Here is a 26,796-nt window from a genome sequence, read left to right on the forward strand (position 1 = left end):
GAGCGCCGCGATGAACGCCCTGATCGAATCGCAGATTCTTGCGCTGTGGGAGGTAGGCCGTGACCGCCACCCGATAGATCGTGGCCTGCGCGCGCTGGCCGTGGCGATGCCCGGCGAGGAGGTGGCGTCACGGCCGGTCGGATGGCGGACGCTGTCATTGCTGCGCCTGCGGCGCGCGACATTCGGCGCGCGGCTGCCGGCCTGCGCCGATTGCCCGGCGTGCGGCGCGGCGATGGCGTTTGACCTGGATCTGGCCGCCCTGATCGAGACCCTGCCCGCGCCGCCGGAGCGCGGGTCCGCCGAGCCCATGTTCGACGCGCACGGCGCCGCCTGGCGCCTGCCCAGCAGCCGGGACCAGGCGCACGCGGCGATGGCCGCCGACAGCGAAGCCGCGCTCGCCCTGTTGCTGCGCGCGTGCCGTGTCGGTGCACCACCCGAGGCCAGCCTGCCGCAAGGCGCGGCGCTGGAAGACATCGAAGCGCGCATGGAGGCGCTGGACCCCGCCGCCAACATCGCGCTGTCATTGCGCTGCGCCGACTGCGCGCACCCCTGGACGGCGGCGTTGGATGCCGACACCTGCCTGTGGGACGACATCAGCCTGTGCGCGCGCGGCCTGTTGCGGGACGTGCACCGCCTGGCGCGCGCCTACGGCTGGACCGAGCCGCAGGTGCTGGCGCTGGGCCCGGCCCGGCGCGCCGCCTACCTGGCGATGGCTGACAGCGAGGCCATGCCATGAGCGGATTCCTGCGCCAGCTGGCCAGCCGCAGCCTGGGCACCGCCCCGCGTCTGCGCAGCGCGCCTTCGCCGCTGGCTGCGGCGCTGCATGGCGTCGTGCCGCGGGATCCGTTGCGCGCCGACGCGCAGGATCAGGACGGTCACCTTGCCGGGCACGATTCGGCCGCGCAGGCCGGCAGGGGCTTGGCGGACACCAGGAACCGTCTGGGGCAGCGGTTTTCACAAGGGGCGGCTTTCAACGCACTGGGAGATGCCGACGAGGCGGCGGACGTGCATGCACGCGCCACCGGACGCGAAGCGGCGATGCCGCAGAGGCACTTCATTGCGAACGCGCCAGTAACCGATGCCGGTATGCGAACGTCCGGCGCGCCGCAGCGCACGGACGCGGCGCCCCCGCCATTACGCAGCCCGCTCGTGCCCGATCCGGGCGATCAGGATTCAATCTCCCTTGAGGCGCAGCGGCCCGTTTCCGCAAGCGTGGCGCCGCCCGCTGGCGCCGCGTCCGCAACACCCGTGGTCGCCGCGCAGGCGGTCACCGATGCCGCCCACGCATCGGCCGCCCACACATCGGCCGCCCTCAATGCGGCCGCCCCCAATGCGGCCGCCGCAGCATCGCTGCCCTTCCCTGCCGCACGACGCGACGCCCCATCACCAGCGTCTCGTCCCGCCGCGCAATCGTCCGCGCCCGACGTGCACATCACCATCGACCGCCTTGAGGTCGCGCCCCCGCCGCCCCCGCGCGCGGCGGCGGCCCCGCGATCGTCCGCGCTCTCATTGCGCGACTACCTGGCCGCGCGGCGCGCGGGGCTGCCATGAGCAACGCGCTGGCCATCGCGGCGGTCACGGCCGTCATCAAGGACCTGCTCGACTCGGGCATGATCGACCATGCCGTGACGGACACGCTGGGCGCGGGCGTCAAGGTGTCCGCGCTGGCCCCCGACGCCGTGTCGCTGGACAACCAGGAAGACCCGCAGCTGAACCTGTTCCTGCATCAGGTCACGCCCAACGCCGCGTGGCGCAATGCGGCGCTGCCATCGCGCGATGCCGCCGGCGATCGCATCGCCAATCCGCCGCTGGCCCTGGATCTGCACTATCTGCTGACAGCCTATGGCCGCGCCGAGCTGCAGGCCGAAGTGCTGCTGGGGTACGCGCTGCAACTGCTGCACGAGTCGGCCGTGCTGCCGCGCGAGGCCGTGCGCCGCGCGCTGGATCCGGACGTGGTCGACGGCGCCATCCTGCCCACGGTGTACCAAAGCCTGCGCGGCGCGGACCTGGCCAGCCAGATCGAACTGTTGAAGATCACGCCCGCGGCGCTGGGCGCCGAAGAGATGTCGCGCCTGTGGTCTGCGCTACAGGCCCACTACCGGCCGACCGCGGCGTTCCAGGTGTCGGTAGTGCTGATCGAATCGCGCCGGCCCGCGCGCGGCGCCCTGCCCGTGCTGACCCGCGGCGAGGCTATCCCCGGCACGCCGCGCGACCGGGGCGTGCTGGTCTTTCCCGGCCTGACGCCGCCGCTGCCCACGCTCTTGTCCGTGCAACCGGCGGGCAGACAACCGGTTGCCGTGCCCGGCGGATCCGTGACGCTCGTGGGGCATCATCTGGACGGCCTGGCGCGGCGGGTGACGCTGCGCCATTCCACGCTGGACGCCGAGCGCGACGTGCCCGTCGAGGCCGGCACGGATACCTGGCTGCGGCTGACGATGCCGGCAGACCTGCCTGTCGGCCTGTACCGCGTGCATGCCCACGTGCAGGCCGCCGATACCGGCTTGCCGCGCGACAGCAATCAGCTTGCGCTGGTGCTGGCGCCCGAACCCGTGCTGCCGCCGGTCTCGGCCACGCGCAACGGCGGCACGGTACGCATGACGCTGGGCATCGCGCCCCCGCTCTTGCCCGGCCAGGCCGCCAGCCTGCTGTTGGGAAACCGGGAACTGCCCGCCGAACCTGCCGCCGCGCCCGCCAGCGCGCTCATCTTCGAATGGCGCGACGCGCCGCCGGCAGGTACGCGCTTTCTGGCGCGACTGCGGGTGGACGGCATCGAAAGCCCGCTGGTGGACCGCGAGTCGGTCCCCGTCCGCTACCTTGACCGCCAGATCGAGCTGCCATGAACGCGCGCGCGCCCACCGGCTGGACCGAAGCCAACCAGCAATTGCTGGCAGCGGAATTCACGCGGCTGCGCACTCGGCTGCGCAAGCCCGGCAGCCGGCCGCCCCGGCACGGCGCGCAACAGCTGGCCCAGGCGCGCGCCGCCATGGACGGCGACGCCGCCATCGACCAGCTGACGGCCATCTTCGGCCTGTCGGCGTTCGAGCGCGACCTGCTGCTGTTGTGCGCCGGCATCGAGATGGACGCGGTGCTGGCGGACCTTTGCGCCCACGCCAACGGCCGCAGCGGCGGCCAGCGCCACGCCAGCTTCGCGCTGGCGCTGGCCGAGCTTGAAGGCGCGCACTGGAGCGCGCTGTCGCCGCAACGCCCGCTGCGCCGCTGGCGTCTGCTGGACGTGGACGACACCGCCGACTTGAGCACGGCGCGGTTGCGCATCGACGAACGCGTGCTGCACTACCTGGCCGGGTTGAACGAACCCGACGCGCGCCTTCGCCCGCTGTTGCGTCCAGCGCTGCCCCTGCCCCACGCCGCGCCCGCGCACGCGGAGGCGTCGGAGCAAATCGCCGCGCAGGTGGCCGCCGCGCAAGGCACGCCATTGCCGGTGTTCGTGCTGGAAGGCGACGATGCCGGCGCGCACGAGGACGTGGCGGCGCGCGCCGCGCATGCCGCCGGGCTGGCGTGCCTGGCGCTGGCCGCCGAAGACGTGCCGGCGGACGCGGCCGAGCGCAACGCCATGCTGACGCTCTGGCAGCGCGAGGCCGTGCTGCTGGGCGCCGGCCTCTATGTCGACGCGACCGACGGCCTGCCGCCCGCGGCGCGGCATCTGGTGGAACAGGCCGGCGGCCTGTGCCTGGTGGGGGTGCGCGAGCCGGTCGCCTTGCGCGCGGCGTCGCGTCACTACCCCGTGACCCGGCCGCAGGAGGCGGACCGCCGAACCTTGTGGCGGCAGGCATTGGGTCCGCAGGCAGCCGCGCGTGCGGGCCAGGCGGTGGACCATGCAGCCAGCCAGTTTGGACTGGACTCGCGCACCTTGCAGCTCACCGCCGCGGCGCTCGCGCCCGCGCTGCTGGCGGACGGCGCCGATCCGGCCGCCGTGCTGTGGCAGGGTTGTGCGCAGGCCAGCCGCCGCCGGCTGGACGGGTTGGCGCAGCGCCTGACGCCCGCGGCAGGCTGGAACGACCTGGTGCTGCCCGAGCCGCAGTTGGCGGTATTGCGCCAGATCGCGGCGCATCTGCGCCAGCGCTACCGCGTCCACCAGGATTGGGGATTTGCCGCCGCGCAGTCGCGCGGCCTGGGCCTTGCCACCCTCTTTACCGGCGAAAGCGGCACCGGCAAGACCATGGCCGCCGAAGCGCTGGCGCGCGAGACGGGACTGGACCTGTACCGCATCGACCTGTCCGCCGTCGTCAGCAAGTACATCGGCGAAACCGAAAAGAACCTGCGGCGCCTGTTCGAAGCCGCCGAGGACGGCGGCGCGATCCTGCTCTTTGACGAAGCCGACGCGCTGTTCGGCAAGCGGTCGGAGGTCAAGGACAGCCATGACCGCTACGCCAACATCGAGATCAGCTACCTGCTGCAACGCATGGAGTCCTACCGCGGCCTGGCGGTGCTGACCACCAACCTGAAGTCCAACCTGGACAGCGCATTCCTGCGGCGGCTGCGCTTTGTCGTGCAGTTTCCGTTTCCCGACCAGGACCTGCGCGCGCGCATCTGGCGCGGCGTGTTCCCGACCGCCACGCCCACCCGCGACCTCGATCCGCGCCAGTTGGCGCGGCTCAACCTGACGGGCGGCAGCATCCGCAACGTCGCGCTGAACGCGGCCTTCCTGGCCGCCGACGCCGGCTCCGACGTCACCATGGCTCACGTGCTGCAAGCCGCGCATGCCGAAGCCGCCAAACGCGAACGGCCCCTGGCCGACGCTGAAACAAGGGGATGGCCATGAAATCCGCAATCCATCTGCATATCCGCGCGCTCAGCCTGCCCAGCCACGATGCCGCCCAGCGCAATGCGTTCGTGGCCGCGCTGGTGCACGAACTGGTGCGGCGCGCCGCACAGCACAACGGCGCCGCCGCCGATGGCAGCGCCGATCAGGTACGCACCATGGCGGACGGACCGCAGCCTGCGCAGACCGGCGCGCAAGCGGGGCGCGCCATCGCCGACACGTTCCACCTCAAGCATTGAGCCTGGCCATGCGAACGGCTTTGTTCACGCCGCAACCTGACACCGCGCCGCCGCGCTCGCGCCTGGTGCTGCGCCGCTGCGCCTGCGGATGCGGTGGCAAGAACGGCGGCAAGAACGGCGGCAAGTCCGGCTGCGCGGCCTTGCCGCTGGGCGGGCGCGCGAAGACGGCGGTGCCCGATCAGGTCGAGGGCGTGCTGCGCAGCCCCGGCGAGCCGCTGGCCGCCGCCGACCGCGCGGAATTCGAGCAGCGCTACGGCCACGACTTCGGCCGCGTGCGCATCCACGCCGACGCCCGGGCCGCGGACTCGGCGCGCGCGCTGCATGCGCAGGCCTACACCGTCGGCCCGCACGTCGCCTTCGGCGCCGGACGCTATGCGCCGCGCACGCGGCAGGGCCGCGAACTGCTGGCGCATGAGCTGGCGCACGTGGTGCAGCAGCAGGCGCGCTACCGCCCCGGGCTGCCGCTGGAACTGGGCGCGGCCGACTCGCCGCTTGAAGCGCAGGCCGACCGCGCGGCGCACAACCTGTCCCAGCCCATCGCCGCGCCAGGACTGGCGCAAACCGTGCAGCGCGCCGGCATGGGCGACCTGCGCGTGGCCGAGGCCGAAGCACGCAAATGCCCCGGCACGCACACCATGCCGGACGACGTGTACGACGCGGTCAACGACGCCTGGTCCAAGTCCGGGCACGGCGGCGACACCGTGCAGGAGCACGGCGGCCGCATCGTGTCCGACAAGGACGGCAAGCGCGTCATCCGCACGGGCTCGGGCGGCGGCGGCAGCATCAGCCTGCCCGCCGAGCAAAAAGGCGACTACACCCTCGGCACGTACCACACGCATCCCTACAGCAGCTCGGAAGGATCCAAGCTGGGCGTGGCGTTTTCCGGCGCGGACGTGGCCAACTTCATGGCCGGCAACCAGGGCTGGGTCAAGTACATCGGGGCGGGTAGCTGCCATTACGCGCTGAACATCCAGGACTACGAAGCGGTGTACGACTGCCGCAAGCGCAACGTCGACTTCAAGACGCGCTGGAACGACGCCTTTGCCGCCGCCACCGGCACGTTCCAGGCCAAGGTCGAGACCGCCGTGCGGGCATCGATCGACGGTTGCGGCGTCTGCTTTTACCGCGCCTGCCGGCCCGACGCCGCCAGCGCGGTCCCCAAGAACATGAGCCTCATCTAGGAGCCGTCATGCAAGACTGGATTGGCAAGACCGTGGGAGAGGTGCTCGACCTGTGCCAGACGCGCTATGCCGACGTCACCATGGTCGACGAGCCGCCGGGCAAACTGCGCGCCGTCGAGATCGATTGCGTGGCGCGCGTGCCGGTATCGCGCTTCGTGCTGGAGTTCGACTACCGCCCGGATCTGTTCAGCGCGGCGCGCAACTGGCCCGAATCGCTGGTGGGCGCGCAGCGCATCACCGCGGTGCGCAACGCCGCCGAGCCGCAGGCCTACCCATGAGCGGACCGCTTTCGCCCCGCCTGCTGCGCGGCGGCATCATCCTGATCGATCCCTCCAGCGGGGCGGTGCAGCGCTTGATTTCGCTGCAGTACAACCCCGAGACGCTGACGCGATCGCTGCAGCCGCAAAGCGTGGATGACGGCGGCGCGGCGGGCGAGCCGCTGCGGCTCAAGGGGCCGCCGGCCGAGACGATCCGGCTGGACGCCGAGCTGGACGCGACCGACCAGCTGGAGTTTCCGGACGAACACCGCGACGCGCGCGACACCGGCATCCACGCGCAACTGGCGGCACTGGAAACCATCGTCTACCCGGACAGCGCCGCGCTCATCCGCAACAACCAGATCGCGAATCTGGGCACGCTGGAGATCGCGCCCACGGTCGCGCCGCTGAGTCTCTTCGTCTGGAGCCGCGAACGCGTGGTGCCCGTGCGCGTGACCGATTTCTCGATCACCGAAGAGGCCTTCGACGCGCGCCTGAACCCGATCCGCGCCAAAGTCTCGCTGGGCCTGCGCGTGCTGCATGTCGGCGACCTGGGCTTCGGCGACAAGGGGGGCCATCTGTACCTGGTGTATCAGCAGCGCAAGGAGCGGCTGGCCGCGCTGGCAGGGCTGGGCGACCTGGGCTCCGTCGGATTGGAGTCCCTGCCATGAGCGTCGAGCGCTTTCCCGCCAACAGCCGCTATCACGGCGTGCCCACGGCTGAAATGCCGGGGCCCGACGGCCGGCCGCTCGTCTACCTGCGCCGCCGCTTCCTGCCGGACCCGGCGGCGCTTACCGCGGTCGGCGAGGTGGCCGTTGCCCCCGGCGACCGGCTGGACCGGCTGGCCGCGGCGGCGCTGGGCGATCCGCTGCAGTACTGGCGTCTGGCGGACGGCAATGACGCGCCGCGCCCGGCCGCGCTGGAGGCGCCCGGCCGCAGCCTGCGCGTGACGCTGCCCGCCGCGCTGGGCGCGCCATTCAATGGCCAATTCGGAGGCGGCGATGCTTAGCGGCGTGCACCTGACGCTGCTGGTGGGGCCCGGCCTGCCCGTGCCCGCGCCGCGGCCCATCATGGACGGCCTGGAGCGCGTCGAGGTGTCGTCGTCGGCCGACGGCCCGGGGGGCTTTCAGCTGTCGTTCACCGTCAGCAACCGCTCGCCGCTGCATACGCTGCTGGTGATCGCGGGCGGCCAGGTGCCGTGGCTGCGGGTCATCCTGATCGCCACGCTGAACGGACTGCCCACCGTGCTGATGGACGGGCTGGTCACGCGCCAGGAAATCACCGACGGCAACGCGCCCGGCCAATCGCGCCTGACCGTCACGGGCGAGGACCTGACGGTGGCGATGGACAAGCAGGACATGAGCGGCCTGCCCTACCCGGCGATGCCGCCACCCGCGCGTGTCGCAGCCATCATCGGCCGCTACGCGCTCTACGGCATGCTGCCGCTCGTCGTGCCGTCGCCGTTCACCGATGTGCCGATCCCCGTCGAACGCATTCCCCTGCATGAAGGCACGGACCTGGCCTACGTGCGCCAGCTGGCCGCGGAAGTCGGCCACGTGTTCTACATCGAACCCGGGCCGCTGCCCGGCGCCAACGTGGCGTACTGGGGCCCCGAGATCCGGCTGGGGCCGGTGCAGCCGGCGCTCAATTTGGGCATGGACGTGCACAGCAACGTCGAGTCACTGTCGTTCTCGGTGAACCAGTCGGACGCCGCGCTGCCCGTCATCTTCATCCAGAACCCCCTGACCAAGTTTCCGATCCCCCTGCCCGTGCCCGACATCAGCCTGGCCAGCCCGCCGCTGGGTCTTTTGCCGCCGCTGGCCAAGGGGCTGACGCTGCTCAAGGACACGGCCAAGCTGTCGCCGGCCGCCGCGCTGGGACGCGGCCTGGCCATGGCCGCCGGCACCACCGCCGACGCGGTCACCGCCGATGGATCGCTGAACGTGCTGCGCTACGGCCACGTGCTCAAGTCGCGCCAGCTTGTGGGCGTGCGCGGCGCGGGCCTGGCGTTCGACGGCCTGTACTACGTCAAGCGGGTGGACAGCACGCTCAAGGCGGGCGAGTTCCGCCAGCAATTCTCGCTGGCCCGCAACGGCCTGATCTCGACCCTGCCTCTGGTGCCGCCATGACAGACCCCCAACGCCACTACGGCAAATTCCGCGGCGTGGTGATCAACAACGTCGATCCCATGCAGATGGGCCGCATCCAGGTGCAGGTGCCCGACGTGCTGGGCCTGGGCGTCTCAAGCTGGGCCATGCCCTGCGTGCCGTTCGCCGGCCAGCAGAGCGGCGTCTTCGTGGTGCCGCAGGTCAGTTCGGGCGTGTGGGTGGAGTTCGAGCAGGGCAAGCCCGACTACCCGATCTGGGTCGGCGGATTCTGGGGCTCGGCCGCCGAAGTGCCCGCGCTGGCGCTGGCGGGGCTGCCGGTGTCGCCCAGCATCGTGCTGCAGACGGGTGGACAGAATACGCTGATGATTTCCGACCTGCCCGGCCCCACGGGCGGCATCCTGCTCAAGACCAAGACCGGCGCGATGATCTCGATCAGCGACGTGGGCATCACGCTGTCCAACGGCCAGGGCGCGACCGTGATGCTTGCCGGTCCGGCCGTCAACATCAACCAGGGCGCCCTGACGGTGACCTGACTTCGAATCACAGGAGGCGCAGCCATGCCCGGACCCTTGCTGCATCTAGGCGCCACCGTGCAGTGTTCGCACGGCGGCCAGGCCGTTCCCCTGTCGCCCAACCCGCGCGTGCTGTTGTCGGGCCAGCCGGCCGTGACCATCCTGTCGACGTATTCGATCGCGGGATGCGCCTTTCCGCCCCCGCCCTCGGGCAATGGCCCCTGCGTCACCGGCATGTGGTTAAGCGGCGCGACACGTGTGCTGATCGGCGGACAGCCGGCCGCGCTGCAGGCCGGCGCGTCGATCTGCACGCCCACCGGCACGCCCATGCTGGCGCTGCAGGCGCAGGCACGCGTCGTGGGCATGTAAGGCGCACCGCCATGGTCATCCTGCGCTTTCCGTTCGAGCCCGACGCGCGCGGCCGCAGCCGCGATGCCGATGACGCCGAGCACGTGCGCGACATGATCGAACAGGTGCTGTTCACGGTGCCCGGCGAACGCGTCAACCGGCCGGACTTCGGCTGCGGTCTGCTGCAACTGGTGTTCGCGCCCAACAGCGACACGCTGGCCGCCGCCGTGCAGATGAGCGTGCAGGGTGCGCTGCAGCAGTGGCTGGGCGAGCGCATCGCGGTGGAGTCCGTCAACGTCGCGCATCGCGATGCCACCCTGCAGGTGGACGTGCAGTACGTGCTGCGCCGGGGCCAGCAACGGCGGCTGGCGCGCTTTACCCGGGACGTGCCATGAACCGCCAGTTCCGCAGCGCCAACCCCCGCCGCCTGCAACTGCTGCGCGCCCAGCAGCCGCCCGGCGACAACGGCATCGCCTTCGTCGAGATCGATGCGGCCGACCAGCGCACGCTGCGCGTGGTGTGCGTGCATCCGGTGTCCGGCATCGGCCGCACCCACGTGCGCATCGAAGGCGGCACGCGCATCCGCGGCATTGCGCTGGCTGCTGACCCGGTGCTGTCGGGCAACGAGATCCGGCTGAGCGTGGACAAGGCCGGCGACTTCTCGTGGTACACGCTGGCGCTGGTGAACCCCGCCGATCCCGACGCGCCCGCGCCGGGCTTTGACCTGTGCCTGTCCACCATCGAGATCAACTTCAAGGCCGGATGCCCGTCGGAATTCGACTGCGCCGATATGCGCGCGTGCGACGCGCCCGCCCCGCCCGAGCCGCTGCTCGATTACCTGGCCAAGGACTACGAAAGCTTCCGGCGGCTGATGCTGGACCGCCTGTCGCAAAGCATGCCCGACTTCACCGAGCGCAATCCCGCGGATTTCACCGTGGCGCTGGTGGAAACGCTGGCCTATGCCGCCGACCACCTGTCGTACGCGCAGGACGCCGCCGCCACCGAGGCGTACCTGGACACCGCGCGCCGCCGAACCTCATTGCGCCGTCATGCGCGCCTCTTGGACTATCCCTTGCATGACGGCTGCAACGCGCGGGTCTTCGTCACTGTCCAAGCCCACGCGGCGGGCGAAGGCAAGGTCATCCCTGCCGGCACGCCGCTATTGACCAGTTCCCCGGAAGCCGCGCTTGCGGCTCCCGTGCGCCGCCGCGACGCGCTGGACGGGCTGCCCGCGCCCGGCATCGAAGTATTCGAGACGCTGCACGACCTGCTGTTGCACACCGCGCACAGCCGCATCTTTCTGCATGACTTCGCCGACCCGGCGTACTGCCTGCCGCGCGGCCAGACGCAGGCGGCGCTGGTGAACGATCCGCCGCTGGCGCTTGCGCCCGGCGACGTGCTGGTGTTCGAAGAGACGATAGACCCGTTGACGGGCCGCAAGGCCGATGCGGACCGCACGCATCGCCACGCCGTGCGCCTGACCGAAACGCGCACCGGCCGCGACGACCTGACCGGCACCGACCTGCTGCTGATCGCCTGGCATCCGGACGATGCGCTGCCGTTCCCGCTGTGCGTGAGCCAGGAGTTCGACGAGGGCGGCGCGCTGGTCAAGCGCGCGGTATCGGTAGCGCGCGGCAACGTGGTCCTCGCCGATCACGGCATGCAGCGCGATTGGACGCCGTTGCTGCCGGATACCGCGACGGCGCGCGATGCGTTTGCCGCGCGGCCCTATCGGCCGCGCCTGCCAGACGCCGGCCTCGCCTGCGCCGAGCCCTACCGGCATGCGCTTGCCGTGGCGGGGCCGCTGCCCGCCAGCGCGGCGCTGGCCCAGGACCCGCGCCGCGCGCTGCCCAGCGGCATGTCGCTGCAGGCCGACGACGCCGATCAGCCCGGCGACGTGCCTGCATCGGCCAGCCCGCCGTGGTCGCCCCAGCGCAGCCTGCTGGCCAGCGCGCGCGACGCGCGCGAATTCGTCGTCGAGATGGAACACGACGGCGCGGCGTGGCTGCGCTTTGGCGACAACCGCTATGGCGCCGCGCCCGCGCCCGGCGAACGCCTGCTGGCGCGTTATCGGCTGGGCGGCGGTCCGCAAGGCAACGTGGGCGCGGAAGCCATCGGCGCGCTGGTCACCGACGATCCGGACCTGATGCTGGGCGTGGCGCGCGTGCGCAATCCCCTGCCCGCGCAGGGCGGCGCGGCGCCGGAGCCGGCCGATGCGATCAATCTCAACGCGCCCGAGGCCTTCCGGGTGCAGGAGCGCGCGGTCACCGCCGACGACTATGCGCGGCTGGCGCAGCGCCATCCGCAGGTGCAGCGCGCGGCGGCCCGCCTGCGTTGGACGGGCAGCTGGCACACCGTCTTCCTGACCGTGGACCGGCGCGGCGGGCTGGCCGTCGATGCGCCGTTTCGCGCCGCGCTGCGCGCCTTCATGGAACGCTTCCGGCTGGCCGGCCAGGACCTGGAGTTTTCGGACCCGGTGCATGTGCCGCTGGACATCCTGGTGCGCGTCTGCGCCGCGCCCGGCCACTTCGCCGCGGACGTCAAGGCGGCGCTGCGCGATGCTTTCACCGCGGGCCTGGACCGCGCGGGCCGGCCGGGCTTCTTTCATCCCGACCGATACACCTTCGGCACGCCGCTGGCGCTGTCGGCGCTGATGCGCGCCGTCATGGCCGTGCCGGGCGTGGCGTCGGCGCGGGCAGAACGCTTTCAGCGCTGGGGCCGCGACCCGGCGGGCGAACTGGACACTGGCCGTCTGCTGGCCGCGCCGCTGGAAGTGCTGCGCGCCGACGGCGATCCGAATTTCCCGGAGAACGGCCGCATCGACTTCATCGTGGAGGGCGGATCATGACGACTCGCGACGACTGCGGCTGCTGCGCCGGGCAGCCCGCGCTCACGCCGTCGGACCTGGCCAATCCGCCCGGCCAGCCCGCCTTGCGCCTGCGCATCGGCACGCATGGCCGCTTTCTTGCCAGCCTGACGGCGGACCTGGCGCGCTCGCCGGCCCTGGCGGCGCTGACGACGCGCGACCGCGATGACCCCGTCATTGCCCTGTTCGACGCCTGGGCGGCGGTGCTGGACGTGCTGGCGTTCTATCAGGAGCGGATCGGCAACGAGGGCTACCTGCGGACCGCGACCGAGCGCCGGTCGGTGCAGTCGCTGGCGCGGGCCATCGGCTACGAACTGCGGCCAGGCGTGGCGGCGACGACGTGGCTGGCGTTCTCGCTGGAAACCGCGCCGGGCGCGCCCCCGCGCGCCCGCATCGAGCCCTGGACACGCGCGCAAAGCGTGCCCGCGCAGGACGAACGCGCGCAGACCTTCGAAACCCTGCAGGCCGTCGAGGCGCGCGCCGCCTGGAACGCGCTGGAACTGGCGTGGCTGGAACCGGCGCCCCCGCGCTTTGGCGCGCGCACGCTGTGCCTGGCCGGCGCGGCCACGCGCCTGAAGGCCGGCGACGCCGTGCTCGTCGTCGGCGACGAGCGCGCGCGCGATCCGGGCAACGAGAATTGGGACTTCCGCCGCCTGACACAGGTCCGCGAATACGTGCCCGGTCCCGGTGAAGACGGCGCGCCCGCCTATACGCTGATCTCGCTGGAGCGGGGCCTGGGCAGCGCCGCGCCGCACGTGCAGCCCGCGGGGCGCAACCCGCGCTGCTTCGCGCTGCGCGCGCAGGCCCGCCTGTTCGGCTACAACGCGCCCGATTGGCGCGCCATGCCCGCCACGCTGCGCGCGGCTTACCTGGGCATGCCCGACGACGCCAAGCCGTCATTCAGCCAGTTTCCGCAGTGGCCGGGCTATACGCTGGCCGAGGTGTCCGATCCGCCCGGCGCCAGCGGCCCCGGCGCCGGGCTGTACGGCGAGTATTACCGTGGCCGCACCTTCAGCCAGCGCGTGATGACCCGCACCGATCCGCAACTGGATTTTCATTGGGCCGCGGGCGGCCCCGGCGACGGCGTGCCCGCGGACAACTTCTGCGTGCGCTGGACGGGCTGGGTGCGCGCCCCGGACAGCGGCAGCTACACCTTTCACGTCACGGCCGACGATGGCGTGCGGCTGTGGGTGGACGGCAACCTGCTCATCGACCAGTGGCGCGAACAATCTCCCACCGAATACAGCGCCAGCGCGCGGCTCGCGGCGGGGCGCAAGCACGACATCCGCATCGAATACTACGAGGCGGGCGGCGACGCCACGTTTGTGCTGGCGTGGTCCGGACCGGGCCTGGCGCGCCAGACGATTCCCGCGGCCAGCCTGTACCCGGGCGACGTGCACGGCGTGCACCTGGACGCCTCCTATCCCAAATGGGTGGCCGGCGGCTGGACCGTGCTGTCGATGCCGGGCTATGAAGAGCTGTACCGCATTGCCGACGCGGGCCCCGACGCGCGCACGGGCTTTGCGCTGGCGGGACCGACCACGCGCCTCACGCTGCGGGGCGAGCGCGTGCGCGAGCAGTTCAACGACGCCCTGCGCGAGACCACGGCCTACGGCGAATCCGACCCGCTGGACTGGGGCGTGCGCCCGGCCTCCGGGCTGACGCAAGGCCACACGCTGGTGCTGGCGTCGTATGAGCCCGACCTGCCGCAAGACCGCATGCTGGCGGTGTCGGGCCTGATCCTGACCGACACCGATGCCGCCAACGTTGCGCCGCGCGAGCGGCTGCTGCGCGGCGACGCCGTGGCCAACGTGCGCGTGGCGCGCGACCGCGCAAGCGCCGACCTGGAATTCGAGGATGGCGCGCGCGCCACCGTCACGCTGGCCGACGCCAGCGACATCGTGCGCATCCAACGCAACGACAGCGCTGGCGGCCGCACGACGCTCGTGCTGGACGCCGACCTGGCGCACGCCTATCTGCCCGCCACGGTGCGCATCAACGCCAACGTCGCGCCCGCCAGCCACGGCGACAGCCGCCAGATGCGCATCCAGCCGGAGGTGCTGGGCAGCGGCGCCGGCAACCGCGCCTTCCAGCGCTTCACGCTGCAGCAAGAGCCCTTGACGTTCGTGCCCGCGCCCACCGCCAGCGGCGCGGCGAGCAGCCTGGAAGTCCGCGTGGACGGCCTGCTGTGGGACGAGGCGCCGCGCATCACCGCGCTGGCGCCGGACGACCGCGAGTATCTGCTGCGGGTGGACGACAGCGGCGGGGCCACCGTGCAGTTCGGCGACGGCCTGCATGGCGCGCGTCTGCCGTCCGGATCGGGCAACGTCCAGGCGCGTTATCGCGTGGGCCTGGGCCGCGAAGGCAATGTCGCGCGCGGCCAGCTGAGCGTGCTGCTCACGCGCGCGCCCGGCGTCAAGGCGGTCGTCAATCCCGCGCCCGCGACCGGCGGCGTGGACCCCGAAGCGGGCGACGCCGCCCGCCGCAATGCGCCGCTGCGGGTACGCACGCTGGACCGCATCGTGTCGCTGCGCGACTTCGAGGATTTCGCCGCCGCCTTTACCGGTATCGGCAAGGCGCAGGCGGTATGGCAGTGGGACGGCGAGCAACGGCTCGTGCACCTGACCGTCGCGGGCGAAGATGGCGCCGCGCTGGATCCGGCCGGCGCGTTGTATCGCAACCTGCTCGCGGCCATCGACGCGGCGCGCCCGCCCTACCAGCCGCTGAAGGTGGCGCCGTGCCGCTACCTGGACTTCGGCCTGCGGGCGGGCCTGGGCATCGATCCGCGCTTTGAAGCGGCGACCGTCTTGGTCGCTGCCCGCGCGCGCGTCCTGGACGCCTTCGGCTTTGCCGCGCGGGCGTTTGGTCAGCCGGTGCATGGCGCCGAGGTGCTTGCCGTCTTGCAGGACGTGCCGGGCGTCGCGTGGGTCGATCTGGACGCACTGGTGCTCAACGCCGGCCTGGACGGCGCGGGCGCGCGGCGCAGCAACGGTCCGGACGCCCTGCTACCGGCGCGCACCGCGCGTTGGCAACAGGGCGCCCTGCAGCCTGCCGAACTGCTGCGCCCGGATCCCGCCAGCATCGACTTGTCGGAGCGCACATGAACACCCGCCTGGATGCCGATGCCCTGATGGCCCTCTTGCCGGCGTTCTACCGCGAACGCGACGCCGCCGCCGGCGGGCCGCTGCGCGCGCTGCTGGACGTGCTGGCGCGCCAGGGCGCGCTGGTGGATGCCGACGTGGACCGGCTCTACGACAACTGGTTCATCGAAACCTGCGAGGACTGGGTGGTGCCATATCTGGGCGACCTGCTCGGCGTGCGCGCGCTGTATCCCGTGGGCGCCGCCTTTTCGCCGCGGGCGCTGGTGGCCAACACGCTGCGGCTGCGCCGCCGCAAAGGCACGGCGCTGGTGCTGGAAGAACTGGCGGCCAACGCCACCGGCTGGCCAAGCCGCGTGTCCGAGAGCTTCGAGCGCGTCGCCACCACGCAGCACGTCAATCACCCGCGCGCGCACGCGCTGCGCACGCCCGACCTGCGCAATTCGCGCGCGATGGAACGCGTGGACGGCCCCTTCGGCGCCGAGCTGCACACCGCCCACGTGCGCGCGCTGCCGGCCGGACGCTACAACCTGCCCAATGTCGCGCTCTTTCTGTGGCGGTTGCAGTCGTACACCGTGCAGCGCGGCGATGCGGCGCGCGCCACCACGCACGACGGCTTCTACACCATCGATCCGCTGGGCCGCGACCAGCCCCTTTTCAACCGGCCGCGCACCGAGACCGACATCGACCACCTGGCCGAGCCGATCAACGTGCCCGAACCGCTGTCCTGGCGCGATCTGCATGCGGAACTGCAAGCGCGCCGCCAGGCCCTGACCGATGGCGACGCGCCCCCGCAAGGCTGGTTTGCCGACAGCGCCGCTGGCCCCGTCGTGCAGGTGTGGCTGGACGGCCAGCCGGTTCCCGCCGAGCATCTGGTGATCTGCAATCTTGCGCCCATTCCCGGCGTCGCGCCCGAAGCATGGCGCCGGCCCGACGCCGCCCTGCTCGTCAAGGCGCGCAAGCCCGGGCGGCCGGACCGCAGCTTTCCCGGCGCGGGCGGCGTGCTGGTGGGCCTGGATCCGCACCGCGGTCGGCTGGCCCTGCCGCCGGGCGTCACCGCGCAATCGGTGCAGGTGCGCTATGCCTACGGCTTTCCCGGCGACATCGGCGCGGGCCCCTACGCCCGCAGCACGACCGATGGCGATGACGCGGATGATGACGCGGCTGGCACGTTCGACAACGCGTTCTACACCCTCCTGCGCGTGCCCTCGGCGGCCACGCCCACGCTGACGGCGGCGCTGGCCGCGGTGCTGGCGGGCCAGCGCGTGCGCATCGTGATCGACCACGACGGCACCGAGACCATTGCCCCGGATCTCGTGCTGCCCGACACGCGGTTGTCGATCGAGGCCGCGCCGCTGCGCCGTCCCGTGCTGCAAGGCGATTGGCGCGTGCGCGGCAACGCCAGCACCCGCATCCGGCTCGACGGGCTGCTTCTGGATGGCCGACTGCGGCTGGAAGGCGCGCTGCGCGCCGTTGCGCTGCGTCACTGCACGCTGGTGCCGGCGCGCGGCGGCGTGCGTCACACGGGCGCCGCGCCCGAACTGGAACTGCGGTTGACGCGCTGCATCTGCGGGCCCGTGCGCTGCGCATCGCCGCTTGCGTCGGTGGAGATCGACGCAAGCCTCATCGATGCGCAAGACAGCGCCGCGGCCGCGGTCGACGTGGACGACAGCGCCCTGCGCATCCTGGCCAGCACGCTGTTCGGGCGCGTGGCCGCCGGACGGCTGGACGCGTCCAACACGTTGTTCGGCGGCACGCTTGCCATCAACCGCCGGCAAGAGGGCTGCGTGCGCTATTGCCACGTGCCCATGCCGTCCGTCACGCCGCGCCGCTACCGCTGCCAGCCCGATCTGGCCATGCAAGACCTGACCGGCGCGGCCGCCAAGCGGGCGGCCGCGCGTGTCGCCCCGTCGTTCACCGCCACCACGTTCGGCTCACCGTCGTATGGCCAACTGGCCCGCAGTTGCGCAGCCGAGATCCGCGAGGGCGCGGACAACGGCGCCGAGATGGGCGCCTGGAATTTCCTGCTGCAGGCCCAGCGCGAAGCCAATCTGCGGCAGGCGCTGGACGAGTATCTGCGCTTCGGCCTCGAAGCGGGATTGATCCCTGTGAACTGAGCCCTCTGTCTTCGGGAACAACATCATGAAAGCCGATCTCAGCCGCCTCACCTTCGACCCCGCCCGGCGCTACCGGGCCGTCCGCATGCAGCAGGGCCGCGTGCAGATGGATTCGGACTGGAATGAGCAGCAGGACATCCTGAACCGGCGCATCGAAACCGAAACGGCGGACACCATCGGCCACGTCGGCGTGCCGCTGGCCGCGCCCGGCTTCGCGCTGGCGCCTGCCGGCAAGGACCTGTCGCTGTCAGCAGGCCGCCTGTATCTGGACGGCCTGCTTTGCGAGAACCCGCAGCCTGCCACCGTGGCCAAGCAGTCCGACATGCCCCCGACGGCGTCGCCCGTGCTGCCCGCCGGCGCGTCCGTCCTGCCGCTGCCGCCCCCCGCGCTGACACCCGCCGACATCGATGGCATCGTCGTCTTCGGCTCGGGCGGCCAGACCGCCCCGCCGCCCGAAGGCCTGTACCTGGCCTATCTGGAAGCGTGGCAGCGCCACCTGTGCACGCTGGACCTGCCGGCCGGCGACACCAGCATGCGCGAAGTCGCGCTGGGCGGCCCCGACACCGCCACCCGAGAAAAGACGGTATGGCAGGTCAAGCTGATGCAGGTGGGCGCACCGGACGCGGCCCTGACCTGCCTGTCCGCGCTGCCCGCGTGGGACGCCCTGACCGCCGCGCCCGATGCCCGCATGGCGGCGCGCGCCGAGGCCAGCGTGCCGCCCAAGACGCCCTGCCAGCTGCCGCCCGACGCCGGCTACCGCCTGCTGGAAAACCATCTGTACCGCATCGAGATCCACCAGGACGGCGCGGGCGCGGGCAAGGCGCGCTACAAGTGGTCCCGCGAGAACGGCAGCATCCTGTCGCGCGTCGTGCGCTGGCTGGACGATCCCGTGGCCAACGAGTTCGAAGTCGCCAGCATCGGCCGCGACGACGTACTGGCCATCACCGCGGGCTGCTGGGTGGAGTTTCTGGACGACACGCACGAACTGCTGGGACAGCCGGGACCGCTGGCGCAGGTCGTGCGCACCGACGGCAACACGGTCACGATCGATCCGGCCAGCCTGATCGGCCACGCGCTGGACGCCGCCCGCTTTCCGGCCAACCCGCGCGTACGCCGCTGGGACGGCGTTGCGGAAATCACGCCCGCGCCCATCAACAGCGCCAACGCCGGCTGGGTGGAACTGGAACAGGACGGCATTGAGATCAAGTTTTCGCCCGGACGCCTGCGCGTGGGCGACTATTGGCTCATTCCCGCGCGCACGGCCACCGCGTCGATCGAATGGCCGCAACTGCCCGACGGCAAGCCCGCCTTCAACGCGCCCGCGGGCGTGCTGCGCGCGTTCGCACGATTGGCGCTGCTGCGTTGGCAGGCCGGCGCGTGGACCGCCGTCAGCGACTGCCGCCCGCTCTTTCCCGCGTTGACGGAACTGACGCAGCTTTACTACGCGGGCGGCGACGGCCAGAGCGTCAAGCCCAACCCCGCGATGACGCCGGACGTGGTGGCGTTGCCGTCGGAACTGCGCGCGGGCGTGGCCAATGGCAGCCTGCCGGTGGCGGGCGCCGTCGTGCGCTTTACCGTGGACGCTGGCCGGCTGCCGAATGGCGCCGCCACCCAGGACGTGACGACGGGCGCCGACGGCATCGCGTCGATTGCCTGGTCGCTTGCGTGCGACGCCGCCCGTCCCGTGCAACGCGCCACCGCGCAATTGCTGCGGGCGGGCCAACCCGCGCCCGACCACTATCTGCCGCTGCGCTACACCGCCACCCTCGCCCTCGCCGCCGAGGTCGCCTACGACCCGAGCCATTGCGCGGACCTGCTCGCGGAACAGGCCTACTCGGTGCAGGAGGCGCTGGACGCGCTGTGCCGGCGCACGCATGGCGGCGGCTGCTGCCTGACCGTGGGCCCGGCGGGCGATTTTCCAACGCTGGACAAGGCGCTGCGCACGCTCATCGGCCAGGACCGCCTGGATATCTGCCTGTGCCTGACGCCGGGCGAGCACAAGCTGGACGACGACCTCATCATCAAGGGGCCGCGTGTGCGCCTGATGCTGCATGGCTGCGGACCGGCCAGCCGGCTGATGCTGGACGAGCGCCTCTTCAGCCTGGACGGCTTTGCCAGCGTGTCCGTGGCCGACCTCGCGATCGCGCGCCGCGGACAGCCCGGCGCCATCGCCTTCAACCAATGCGCCGACCTGCGGCTTTCGCGCGTCGATTGCACGGGTCCGGCTGGCCCCGGCAACAGCCTGGTGCGCGTCGACGGCAGCCGGCGCGTGCACATCGAGGCATGCCGCCTGTATGCCGCCGGCCGCGGCGCCGCCGAACGGCTTGATCAGCTATTCACTCGCGCCCCCACGCTGGCCGCGCTGAAGCGGGCGCTGGCGCCCGATGCGCTGCTGGACGATGACGACAATCGCGCCGCCCTGGCGCTGTCGCGCCAGCCCATGGACGCGCGCAAGGCGATGACCGCCGAGATCGCGGCCTTGCTACGCGCGGGCACGGCCGGCAATGCGCTGACGATGACGCCGCGCGTCCAGGCGGCGTTGACCACGCTGGCCACGCAGGTCGGCCGCGAGACGCCGGTGGCCAAGCGCCTGCGCCCGGCCATCGCCGCGCTGGCCGCCGCGCTGCTGGCCGATCCGCTGTCGTGCGCGCTGGCGCTGCTGGACAACGATGCCGACACCACCGTGCGCGACAACCGCCTGCGCGGCGGCATTGCGCTCTTTGCGGAATCAGGGGATTTTCCGGAATTGACGACGGACCAATTGAAGCTGCTGGGCGGCGGCATCCGCACCGGCAAGATGGTGCCCGAAGGCGATGGCACGCTGACCCTGCAAAGCAATCACCTGCCCAGCATGCGGCTGGGTGCCGAAGCCGCGCGCGCCATGCTCACCATCATCCAGACCGGCGGCGAGTTTGCCGCGTGGCGCTGCCTGCGCGCCGCCGACAACGCGCTGGAGGCCTACAGCCACTTTCCGGCGTTCGACGCGGCGGTGACGGGCAACAACCTCCTGACCAACGGCGACGCGGGCGCGCTTATCGCCACGCAGGCCAAGGTGATCGGCAACTTCGCCCACAACGATTTCCGGTTGTTCGTGTCAGGCGCCAATCCGGAGAGCCTGGCGAACGGCGGGTTGAACGTGGTGACGGTGTGAGCGTGGACCGAGGCGTCGTCACCACTGCATCGACGCGCCGACCCCGGCCGTGGGCCCGCCCGAGGCAATGCCCACGCCGGCCTTGACCTTGACGCGGTCATTGACGCGCGCCGATGCGCCGACCGCGACGGCCTGGTAGCCGCGATACGTGGCCGCGCCGATGCCGAGCGCGAACCGCTTGCCGGGGTCGACTTCCGGCACCATGGTCAGCGCCGTCGTGGCGGCGATGCCCGAGTAAGCATTGCGCGCCACTTCGTCAATGGCGCGGTTGGTCTGGTCGATGCGGTTGTCCAGCCGGGCCAGGCCTTCGCGGTTGCGCTGCACGCCGGTGTCCAGCGAACCCAGCGCGTCGCCGACGTTGTAATACGTCTGGCCGTCAAGCTGATACGACGGACCGGTAACGGCGCCGGTGGCAGCATCGATATGCGCGCCGCCACCCAGGCTGGCCACGACGGGATTGAGTTGTCCCACATTCACGGCATCGGTGACTTGCGTACCCGCGGCGACGTGGGTGACCTGCCGTTCGGCGCCTTGCGCCCCCATGGACACCGTGTTTGCGCGGTCGGCCACCGAGCCCGCGCCCAGCGCGACGCTATTTGCCGCGGTGGCCGAGGCGTTGGCGCCGATTGCCACGCCGTTGGACGCGGTGACGGTGGCGTTGGCGCCGACCGCTGCGCCCAATGTGCCCGCGCCGACCACGGCGTCGTCGCTGCCATCGTTGGCGCCATCCGCCCGCACGTAGGCGTTGGCGGCATTGAGCTGACCGACCTGTTGGGAAATTGCGTAGAGCTGGCTGCCGTTCACGGCGTCGGTGCTGGTTGCCGAGATGACGCCATTGGCCACGCCCGTGACGGTGCGCGAGCCGTCCGTGCCAGCCATGTCGATCACATTGCCGCCCTTGCTGGCGGCCACGGTGATGGCGCCGCTGACCGGGTCCTGCCGGACCAGGCCGACCTCGCCGTTGTTGAGGCTGGTGGTCAGCGTGTTCAGCGTGGCCGTGTTCTGCGCGACCGCTGTGCCCAACGTCGTGATGGTCGCGCTATTGGACTGCACTTGCAGATTGGTCGCGTACAGCTGCGAGCCATTCACGGCGTCAAGGCTGGTGGAAGACAACACGCCCGCGCCCACCTGGGTGATCCGGTTTCCGTTCATGTTGACGGTGTTCAGCATGGAGATGCCGTTCTCGCCCTTCAATTCCAGGGTGCCATTGTCGTACCCGGTAATCCTGGCCGTCGATCCGGCGAAGCCTGCCCCGGTGCCGAGGGTATGACTGTTGTTCAGGGAGAACGCCTCGCCGAGATTGCTACAGAACAGGCTGGTTGCGGGGCTTTGATGCGCATTTACGGTGATCCCGGCCGCGGTGACGGGATTGCACAGCTGCAACTCCCCATCCGCGCGGACGGCCGGCGCCCAAACCAGGCTGACGGTGCCGGCCAGCAGTAGCGCTACCGCAGATAGGGTGAGACGCCTGCCGCTTCTGTGGCAGCGTCGACGGTGCAAACGGGCGGCGTGCTGCACGCCCCCCAGAATGATGTGGGTTTCTTTGAAGGCGATGGAGAGATCGAGGTTCATGGCGTATATCCCGCGCAATCGCGCAGTCGTTATGAAATATTCAACGCAAGGAAATCCACCTAACTCATTGAGAGATAAGCGAATTTTCTTTCAATCTACCGACCCACCGAAACCCGAACCATCGAAGTTTTCTTATATTGAGATACAGCATTACGACAAATATCAATAATCCCCAAAGCCGTCGCATTCCCATATACGAAATGCAGATAGCGCCGCGTCAGAGCGCCGCAATAACCCGACATGCAAATGACAGGTTCGGCCCTCTACAATGCCGCTGTTGCATCGCAGCATTCCGCCATTCCTCTTCTGTAGTCTCCATGTCCCATACCGTTTCCGCGCAGCACCGGCCCGCCCTGGTGCTGCTGGCGCTTGCCATTGGCAGTTTCGCGATCGGCACCACCGAATTCGCGACGATGAGCCTGCTTCCGTATTTCTCGCAGTCGCTGGGCATCGATGCCCCCACCGCCGGCCACGTGATCAGCGCCTACGCGCTGGGCGTGGTGGTCGGCGCGCCGATCCTTGCGGTGCTGGGCGCGCGCATGCCGCGCCGCCGGTTGCTGATCGCCCTGATGGGCCTCTTTGCCATCGGCAACGGCCTGAGCGCCATCGCGCCCAACTATCACTGGATGCTGGTCTTCCGCTTTCTGAGCGGCCTGCCGCACGGCGCCTACTTCGGCATCGCCTCGCTGGTGGCCAGTTCCATGGTGCCGGCCAACCGCCGCACCGTGGCCGTGGGCCGCGTGTTCCTGGGCCTGACGGTGGCCACCATCATCGGCGTGCCGATGGCCAACTGGCTGGGCCAGGTCATCGGCTGGCGCTGGAGCTTCGGCCTGGTGTCGCTGCTGGCGGTGCTGACCATGCTGAGCGTGCGCGCGTACGCCCCGGACACGGCCGCCGATCCGCACGCCAGCCCGCTGCGCGAACTGAGCGCGCTGGGCCGCGGCCAGGTCTGGATCACGCTGGCGATTGGCGCCGTCGGATTCGGCGGTCTGTTTTCCATCTACACCTACCTCGCGGACACGCTGACCGCCGTCACCCAGGTGTCGCCCGCGACCGTGCCGCTGGTGCTGAGCGCCTTCGGCGTCGGCCTGACCGTGGGCAACATGGTCGTGCCGGTCTTTGCCGATCGCGCCGTCATGCGCACGGCCGGCCTGCTGCTCTTGTGGTCGGCCGTGGTGCTGGCCCTCTTTCCGCTGATGGCCCACAACGTCTGGCTGATCACGCTGAACGTGTTCCTGGTGGGGGTCGGTGGCGCGCTGGGCACCGTGCTTCAGACACGCCTAATGGACGTCTCGGGCGACGCCCAGGGGCTGGCCGCCGCGCTCAACCATTCGGCCTTCAACACCGCCAACGCGCTGGGCCCGTTCCTGGGCGGCCTTGCCATCGCGGCCGGGTTCGGCTGGACCTCCACCGGCTGGGTGGGCAGCCTGCTTGCCATAGCCAGCATGCCGCTGTGGCTATGGGCCGTGATGCTGGAACGCCGGGCGCGCACCGCGCGGGCGGACAAGCTGGTCGTCAGCACTGAATCGGCCCGCTGAACAAATTGGGGGACACGGAAGGTGTCTGACACCCAACGAGAACGACGTCATCCTGCAACGTCGTCTCAAGGGTGTCAGACACCTTCCTAAAACGTCCCCCATTTGGCCTGTCACAAACCGTCGGCCCCGCGCCACACCGGGCAAGCGCCTATTGCAGCCCGCGTTCACGTCGCAGCTATACTTTCCGCACTCTTTACCACTTCAAGACGCGCTGCACCTACCGACATGCAGCGCTTTTTTTATGCCCGCTTTGACTGCCTTGCTGCGCCCGCTGTGCCAGGTGCTCTGCTGCCTGGCCGTAGCCCTCCTTTCCAACCAGGCCTGGGCCGCTCCCCCGACGCTAGCCCAGTGCCACGGGATCAAGGACCTGGCCTTCGTCGCCCATCTGGATGACGACCTGCTTTTCATGAACCCGGACGTCGCCTCCAACATCGAGGCGGGCGGCTGCGTGCGCGTCGTCTATCTGACCGCCAGCGACGCGGGCGAAGGCGAAGGCTACATGCTGGGCCGCGAGCGCGGCGTGCGCGCCGCCTACGCCTACATGGCGCGCGAACCCGACGCCTGGAAGGAAGACACCGGCATCGTCGCGGGCCGCCAGATCGCGCGCTTCACGCTGCAGGGCAATCCGCGCGTGCAGCTCTGGCACATGCGGCTGAAAGACCCGTGGCTGGGCAAGGGCTGGGGCAGCCTGACGCCGCTGAGCCGCACCGAATCCGAACCCGGCCAGAACGTGGACACACTGGGACCGCACGCCGAGGTCTATACCCGCGAACAACTCGTCGACACGCTGGCCGAGATGATCCGCCAGTACGGCCCCACCACGGTGCGCCACCTGGACGACACGATCAGCGTGCCCTACACCCAGCTGTGCTGGCGCTGCGCCGGCCACGGCCACCCCGACCACATCGCCAGCGCGAGGCTCGCCCGCGAAGCCATGGTGCGCGCGCCCGGCAACTACGCCGAGACGGGATACATCGATTACCCCAGCCAGGAACGCGCCACCAATCTTGCCGACGCGGAAATCGCCAGCAAGTCCGTGATCTTTCAGCACTACGCCTGGAACGACTACCACTATTGCGCCGGCCCCACCGGCTGCAAGGAACCGGCCGGCCCCGCCGCCGCGTGGGTCCAGCGCGCCTACTACGTGTCGCGTCAGGACGTCGCGCCGCAGGTGTACCCGGACGGGCGCGGCGGACTCGTCGTGTTCGCCGCCGGCGAAACCAATGCGGCCGTCAACAGCTGGGATTCGGCCGAAAAGCGCTGGCACACGCTGGGCGGACGCACCACCGGCCCCGTGGTCTCGTTTGCCCATGCCGACGGCACCGCCGGCCTGATGGCGCGCGATCCGCTGGGCGGCGTATGGGCCAACAAGCAGCGCCATGACGGCACGTGGCAGGGCTGGCAGGCGCTGGGCGGTTTGCGCGTCACGCAGATCCCGGCGGTGGCGCCCCGTGGCGAAGCCGCCGCCGTCGCGCTGGGCTACGACGGGCTGCTGCACTGGATCACCCCGTCCGGCATCGACGGCAGCTGGAGCACGTGGCAGGCGCTTCCGCCACTAGAGGGCGTCACCGGTTCACCGGCCGCCGCGCGCGGCGCCGACGGGCGCTATGTCGTCTTCGCCATTGCCGCCAAGGGCGAGCTTTTCTATACCCGCCAGTTGCCAGCCGCCAAGAGCCACCGGTCGGAATGGCAAGGCTGGCGCCGCGTGGCCGCGCCGCAAGCCGCGGGCGGCCTGGCTGCCATCCGCAACCATGAAAACCGGGTCGAGCTTTATTTCCGGCAGCGCGCCAACAACCACCTGACCAAACTGGTGGAAGCGGGCGACACCACCGACCTGGACATGGACTGGAGCGCGCCGGCGGACCTGGGCGTGCCCTTCATCGGCCGACCGGCCATCCAGGCCGACACCGCCGGCAACGTCGTGCTTGCCATCCTGGAGCGCTCGGGGGGACACCTCTGGCTGCTCGAACACGGCAAGCTCGCCAAGATGGATGCCGAAGCGGCATCGCCGCCCGCCATCAGCCTCATCGACGGCGCGCTGTATGTGGTCGCCCGCGCCGCCGGCGCGCCGCAGCGCTACGAGGTGCTCTCGCGCCGCGGCGGCACGTGGTCCGCCAGCCTGACGCTGGACGGCGTGCCCGCCACCGGCGGCGGCCCGTTCGCGTCCGTGGCGGCACGGCCGGCCGACCTGCCCAACCTGGGCGCGGCCAGTGCCGGCAAGGCCGTGGTCGTGCGCCCGTCCGCGTCGGAACCGGATGCGCTGACGGTCGAGCGCATGCCCGCACAAACGTCACGCGTGGCCACGCCAACACGCGTGCAGTGACAAGGCGGGCGCGACCCGCAGGCACGCCGCTTGCTGCCCTCCGGGCGTTACAACCCGGAGGACCCAACCATGTCAGACGACCTGAGCAAGCGCGGCCCGCAGGACCGCTCCCGGATAAACGTGAACGAGCCGCACGAGCTGCGCTATTGGACCCAGGCGCTTGGCGTCACCGAGGCCCAACTGCGCGAGGCGGTCAAGGCCGTGGGACCGTCGGCTACCGCGGTGCGCGAACATCTCGGTAAATAGCCGGACCCGGGGCCCGTGCTCGGGCCCCGGCACGCCGTGATTGGCACACGCGGCCCATCCGGCCAGATGCCGCGCGGGACATAGCCGCTCAAGCGGCCATCTTTCCGCACATGTCGGCGCATTCTCGGCACGTGCGCGCACAGTCGGCCATGCCGTCCATGCCCTCGCAACTGGCCGCGCAGTCATCGCAAATTGCGGCGCAGGCGCCGCACACCACCTTGTGGTTTTCAACGCCCACCAGCATCGCGTGCGCTGCGGTGCGGCAGATCTCGCTGCACCCAATCATCAGCCTGAAGTGGTGAGGCTCGACGTGCTCGCCGCCGGCCTCCAGGCAATGGCTCATGGCGGTCTTCACGCACATGCGATAGCAGGCCAGGCAACTATCGATGCAGCGTTCCATGTCGTTCATTTGGGCAGTCATGTCGGCTCCTTGCGTGGTGGCAATGCTTGCGGGTCAGCA

General features: G+C 70.9%; 21 protein-coding genes and 1 pseudogene. 20 read left to right on the plus strand and 2 right to left on the minus strand.

Annotated features, from left to right (window positions below):
* Positions 1 to 10: 10 nt before the first annotated feature.
* Genes QEP15_RS20595 through QEP15_RS20675 form a run of 17 tightly spaced genes read left to right on the plus strand, consistent with a single transcriptional unit; the run spans position 11 to position 20,657 of the window.
* Positions 11 to 736 carry a hypothetical protein gene (locus tag QEP15_RS20595; protein ID WP_280147958.1) on the plus strand — a complete coding sequence of 242 codons (726 nt, stop codon included), beginning with the start codon at positions 11 to 13 and terminating at the stop codon, positions 734 to 736.
* Positions 733 to 1,551, plus strand: a complete 819-nt coding sequence (locus QEP15_RS20600; RefSeq protein ID WP_280147959.1) for a hypothetical protein — start codon at positions 733 to 735, stop codon at positions 1,549 to 1,551. The genes QEP15_RS20595 and QEP15_RS20600 overlap by 4 nt, the downstream gene beginning before the upstream one ends.
* Entirely contained in the window at positions 1,548 to 2,840 is a 1,293-nt protein-coding gene (locus QEP15_RS20605) for a Pvc16 family protein (RefSeq protein ID WP_280147960.1), read from the plus strand. Before QEP15_RS20600 ends, QEP15_RS20605 begins: the two co-directional genes overlap by 4 nt.
* The gene (locus QEP15_RS20610; protein WP_280147961.1) at positions 2,837 to 4,780 is read left to right on the plus strand and encodes an ATP-binding protein; all 1,944 of its coding nucleotides are present in this window, start codon (positions 2,837 to 2,839) and stop codon (positions 4,778 to 4,780) included. The genes QEP15_RS20605 and QEP15_RS20610 overlap by 4 nt, the downstream gene beginning before the upstream one ends.
* The gene (locus QEP15_RS20615; RefSeq protein ID WP_152382444.1) at positions 4,777 to 5,019 is read left to right on the plus strand and encodes a hypothetical protein; all 243 of its coding nucleotides are present in this window, start codon (positions 4,777 to 4,779) and stop codon (positions 5,017 to 5,019) included. Before QEP15_RS20610 ends, QEP15_RS20615 begins: the two co-directional genes overlap by 4 nt.
* Before the next feature lie 8 nt (positions 5,020 to 5,027).
* Positions 5,028 to 6,200, plus strand: a complete 1,173-nt coding sequence (locus tag QEP15_RS20620; protein WP_152382445.1) for an eCIS core domain-containing protein — start codon at positions 5,028 to 5,030, stop codon at positions 6,198 to 6,200.
* Positions 6,201 to 6,208: 8 nt separating this feature from the next.
* Positions 6,209 to 6,478, plus strand: coding sequence for a hypothetical protein (locus tag QEP15_RS20625; protein WP_056326128.1), 270 nt, complete (start codon positions 6,209 to 6,211; stop codon positions 6,476 to 6,478).
* On the plus strand, positions 6,475 to 7,128 hold the full coding sequence (locus QEP15_RS20630) for a hypothetical protein (protein ID WP_280147962.1): 654 nt from the start codon (positions 6,475 to 6,477) through the stop codon (positions 7,126 to 7,128). The genes QEP15_RS20625 and QEP15_RS20630 overlap by 4 nt, the downstream gene beginning before the upstream one ends.
* Entirely contained in the window at positions 7,125 to 7,466 is a 342-nt protein-coding gene (locus QEP15_RS20635) for a LysM domain-containing protein (RefSeq protein ID WP_280147963.1), read from the plus strand. Before QEP15_RS20630 ends, QEP15_RS20635 begins: the two co-directional genes overlap by 4 nt.
* Positions 7,438 to 8,586, plus strand: a complete 1,149-nt coding sequence (locus QEP15_RS20640) for a hypothetical protein (RefSeq protein ID WP_227741290.1) — start codon at positions 7,438 to 7,440, stop codon at positions 8,584 to 8,586. The genes QEP15_RS20635 and QEP15_RS20640 overlap by 29 nt, the downstream gene beginning before the upstream one ends.
* Positions 8,583 to 9,098: a phage baseplate assembly protein V gene (locus QEP15_RS20645; protein WP_056326117.1), complete on the plus strand. Its 516-nt coding sequence runs from the start codon at positions 8,583 to 8,585 to the stop codon at positions 9,096 to 9,098. Before QEP15_RS20640 ends, QEP15_RS20645 begins: the two co-directional genes overlap by 4 nt.
* A gap of 24 nt (positions 9,099 to 9,122) precedes the next feature.
* Positions 9,123 to 9,446: a hypothetical protein gene (locus tag QEP15_RS20650; protein WP_056326115.1), complete on the plus strand. Its 324-nt coding sequence runs from the start codon at positions 9,123 to 9,125 to the stop codon at positions 9,444 to 9,446.
* 11 nt (positions 9,447 to 9,457) lie between these two features.
* Entirely contained in the window at positions 9,458 to 9,820 is a 363-nt protein-coding gene (locus QEP15_RS20655; protein ID WP_280147964.1) for a GPW/gp25 family protein, read from the plus strand.
* Positions 9,817 to 12,273: a baseplate J/gp47 family protein gene (locus QEP15_RS20660; RefSeq protein ID WP_280147965.1), complete on the plus strand. Its 2,457-nt coding sequence runs from the start codon at positions 9,817 to 9,819 to the stop codon at positions 12,271 to 12,273. Before QEP15_RS20655 ends, QEP15_RS20660 begins: the two co-directional genes overlap by 4 nt.
* Complete coding sequence (locus QEP15_RS20665) at positions 12,270 to 15,395, plus strand: putative baseplate assembly protein (protein ID WP_280147966.1); 3,126 nt, start codon at positions 12,270 to 12,272, stop codon at positions 15,393 to 15,395. The genes QEP15_RS20660 and QEP15_RS20665 overlap by 4 nt, the downstream gene beginning before the upstream one ends.
* The gene (locus QEP15_RS20670) at positions 15,392 to 17,506 is read left to right on the plus strand and encodes a phage tail protein (protein ID WP_280147967.1); all 2,115 of its coding nucleotides are present in this window, start codon (positions 15,392 to 15,394) and stop codon (positions 17,504 to 17,506) included. The genes QEP15_RS20665 and QEP15_RS20670 overlap by 4 nt, the downstream gene beginning before the upstream one ends.
* A gap of 25 nt (positions 17,507 to 17,531) precedes the next feature.
* Positions 17,532 to 20,657 (plus strand): DUF6519 domain-containing protein, encoded by a 3,126-nt coding sequence (locus QEP15_RS20675; RefSeq protein ID WP_280147968.1) that lies wholly within the window; start codon positions 17,532 to 17,534, stop codon positions 20,655 to 20,657.
* Between the two features lie 18 nt (positions 20,658 to 20,675).
* On the opposite strand, the pseudogene QEP15_RS20680 reads toward QEP15_RS20675, so the two are convergent.
* Positions 20,676 to 21,794 (minus strand): annotated as a pseudogene (locus QEP15_RS20680) (YadA family autotransporter adhesin); the annotation flags it as partial.
* Positions 21,795 to 22,546: 752 nt separating this feature from the next.
* Here QEP15_RS20680 and QEP15_RS20685 point away from each other — a divergent pair.
* The 3 genes from QEP15_RS20685 (at position 22,547) to QEP15_RS20695 (ending at position 26,336) form a co-directional block, all read left to right on the plus strand.
* Positions 22,547 to 23,767: an MFS transporter gene (locus QEP15_RS20685; RefSeq protein ID WP_062839765.1), complete on the plus strand. Its 1,221-nt coding sequence runs from the start codon at positions 22,547 to 22,549 to the stop codon at positions 23,765 to 23,767.
* A gap of 241 nt (positions 23,768 to 24,008) precedes the next feature.
* On the plus strand, positions 24,009 to 26,090 hold the full coding sequence (locus tag QEP15_RS20690; RefSeq protein WP_280147969.1) for a DUF8189 domain-containing protein: 2,082 nt from the start codon (positions 24,009 to 24,011) through the stop codon (positions 26,088 to 26,090).
* Between the two features lie 69 nt (positions 26,091 to 26,159).
* A complete protein-coding gene (locus tag QEP15_RS20695) occupies positions 26,160 to 26,336 on the plus strand; it encodes a DUF3606 domain-containing protein (protein ID WP_081100949.1) in 177 nt (58 codons plus the stop codon).
* Positions 26,337 to 26,424: 88 nt separating this feature from the next.
* Here QEP15_RS20695 and QEP15_RS20700 read toward each other — a convergent pair whose 3' ends face one another.
* Complete coding sequence (locus QEP15_RS20700) at positions 26,425 to 26,757, minus strand: four-helix bundle copper-binding protein (protein WP_280147970.1); 333 nt, start codon at positions 26,755 to 26,757, stop codon at positions 26,425 to 26,427.
* Between the last annotated feature and the right edge of the window lie 39 nt (positions 26,758 to 26,796).

This window comes from Achromobacter mucicolens (assembly GCF_029866465.1).
Lineage (GTDB): Bacteria > Pseudomonadota > Gammaproteobacteria > Burkholderiales > Burkholderiaceae_B > Achromobacter > Achromobacter mucicolens.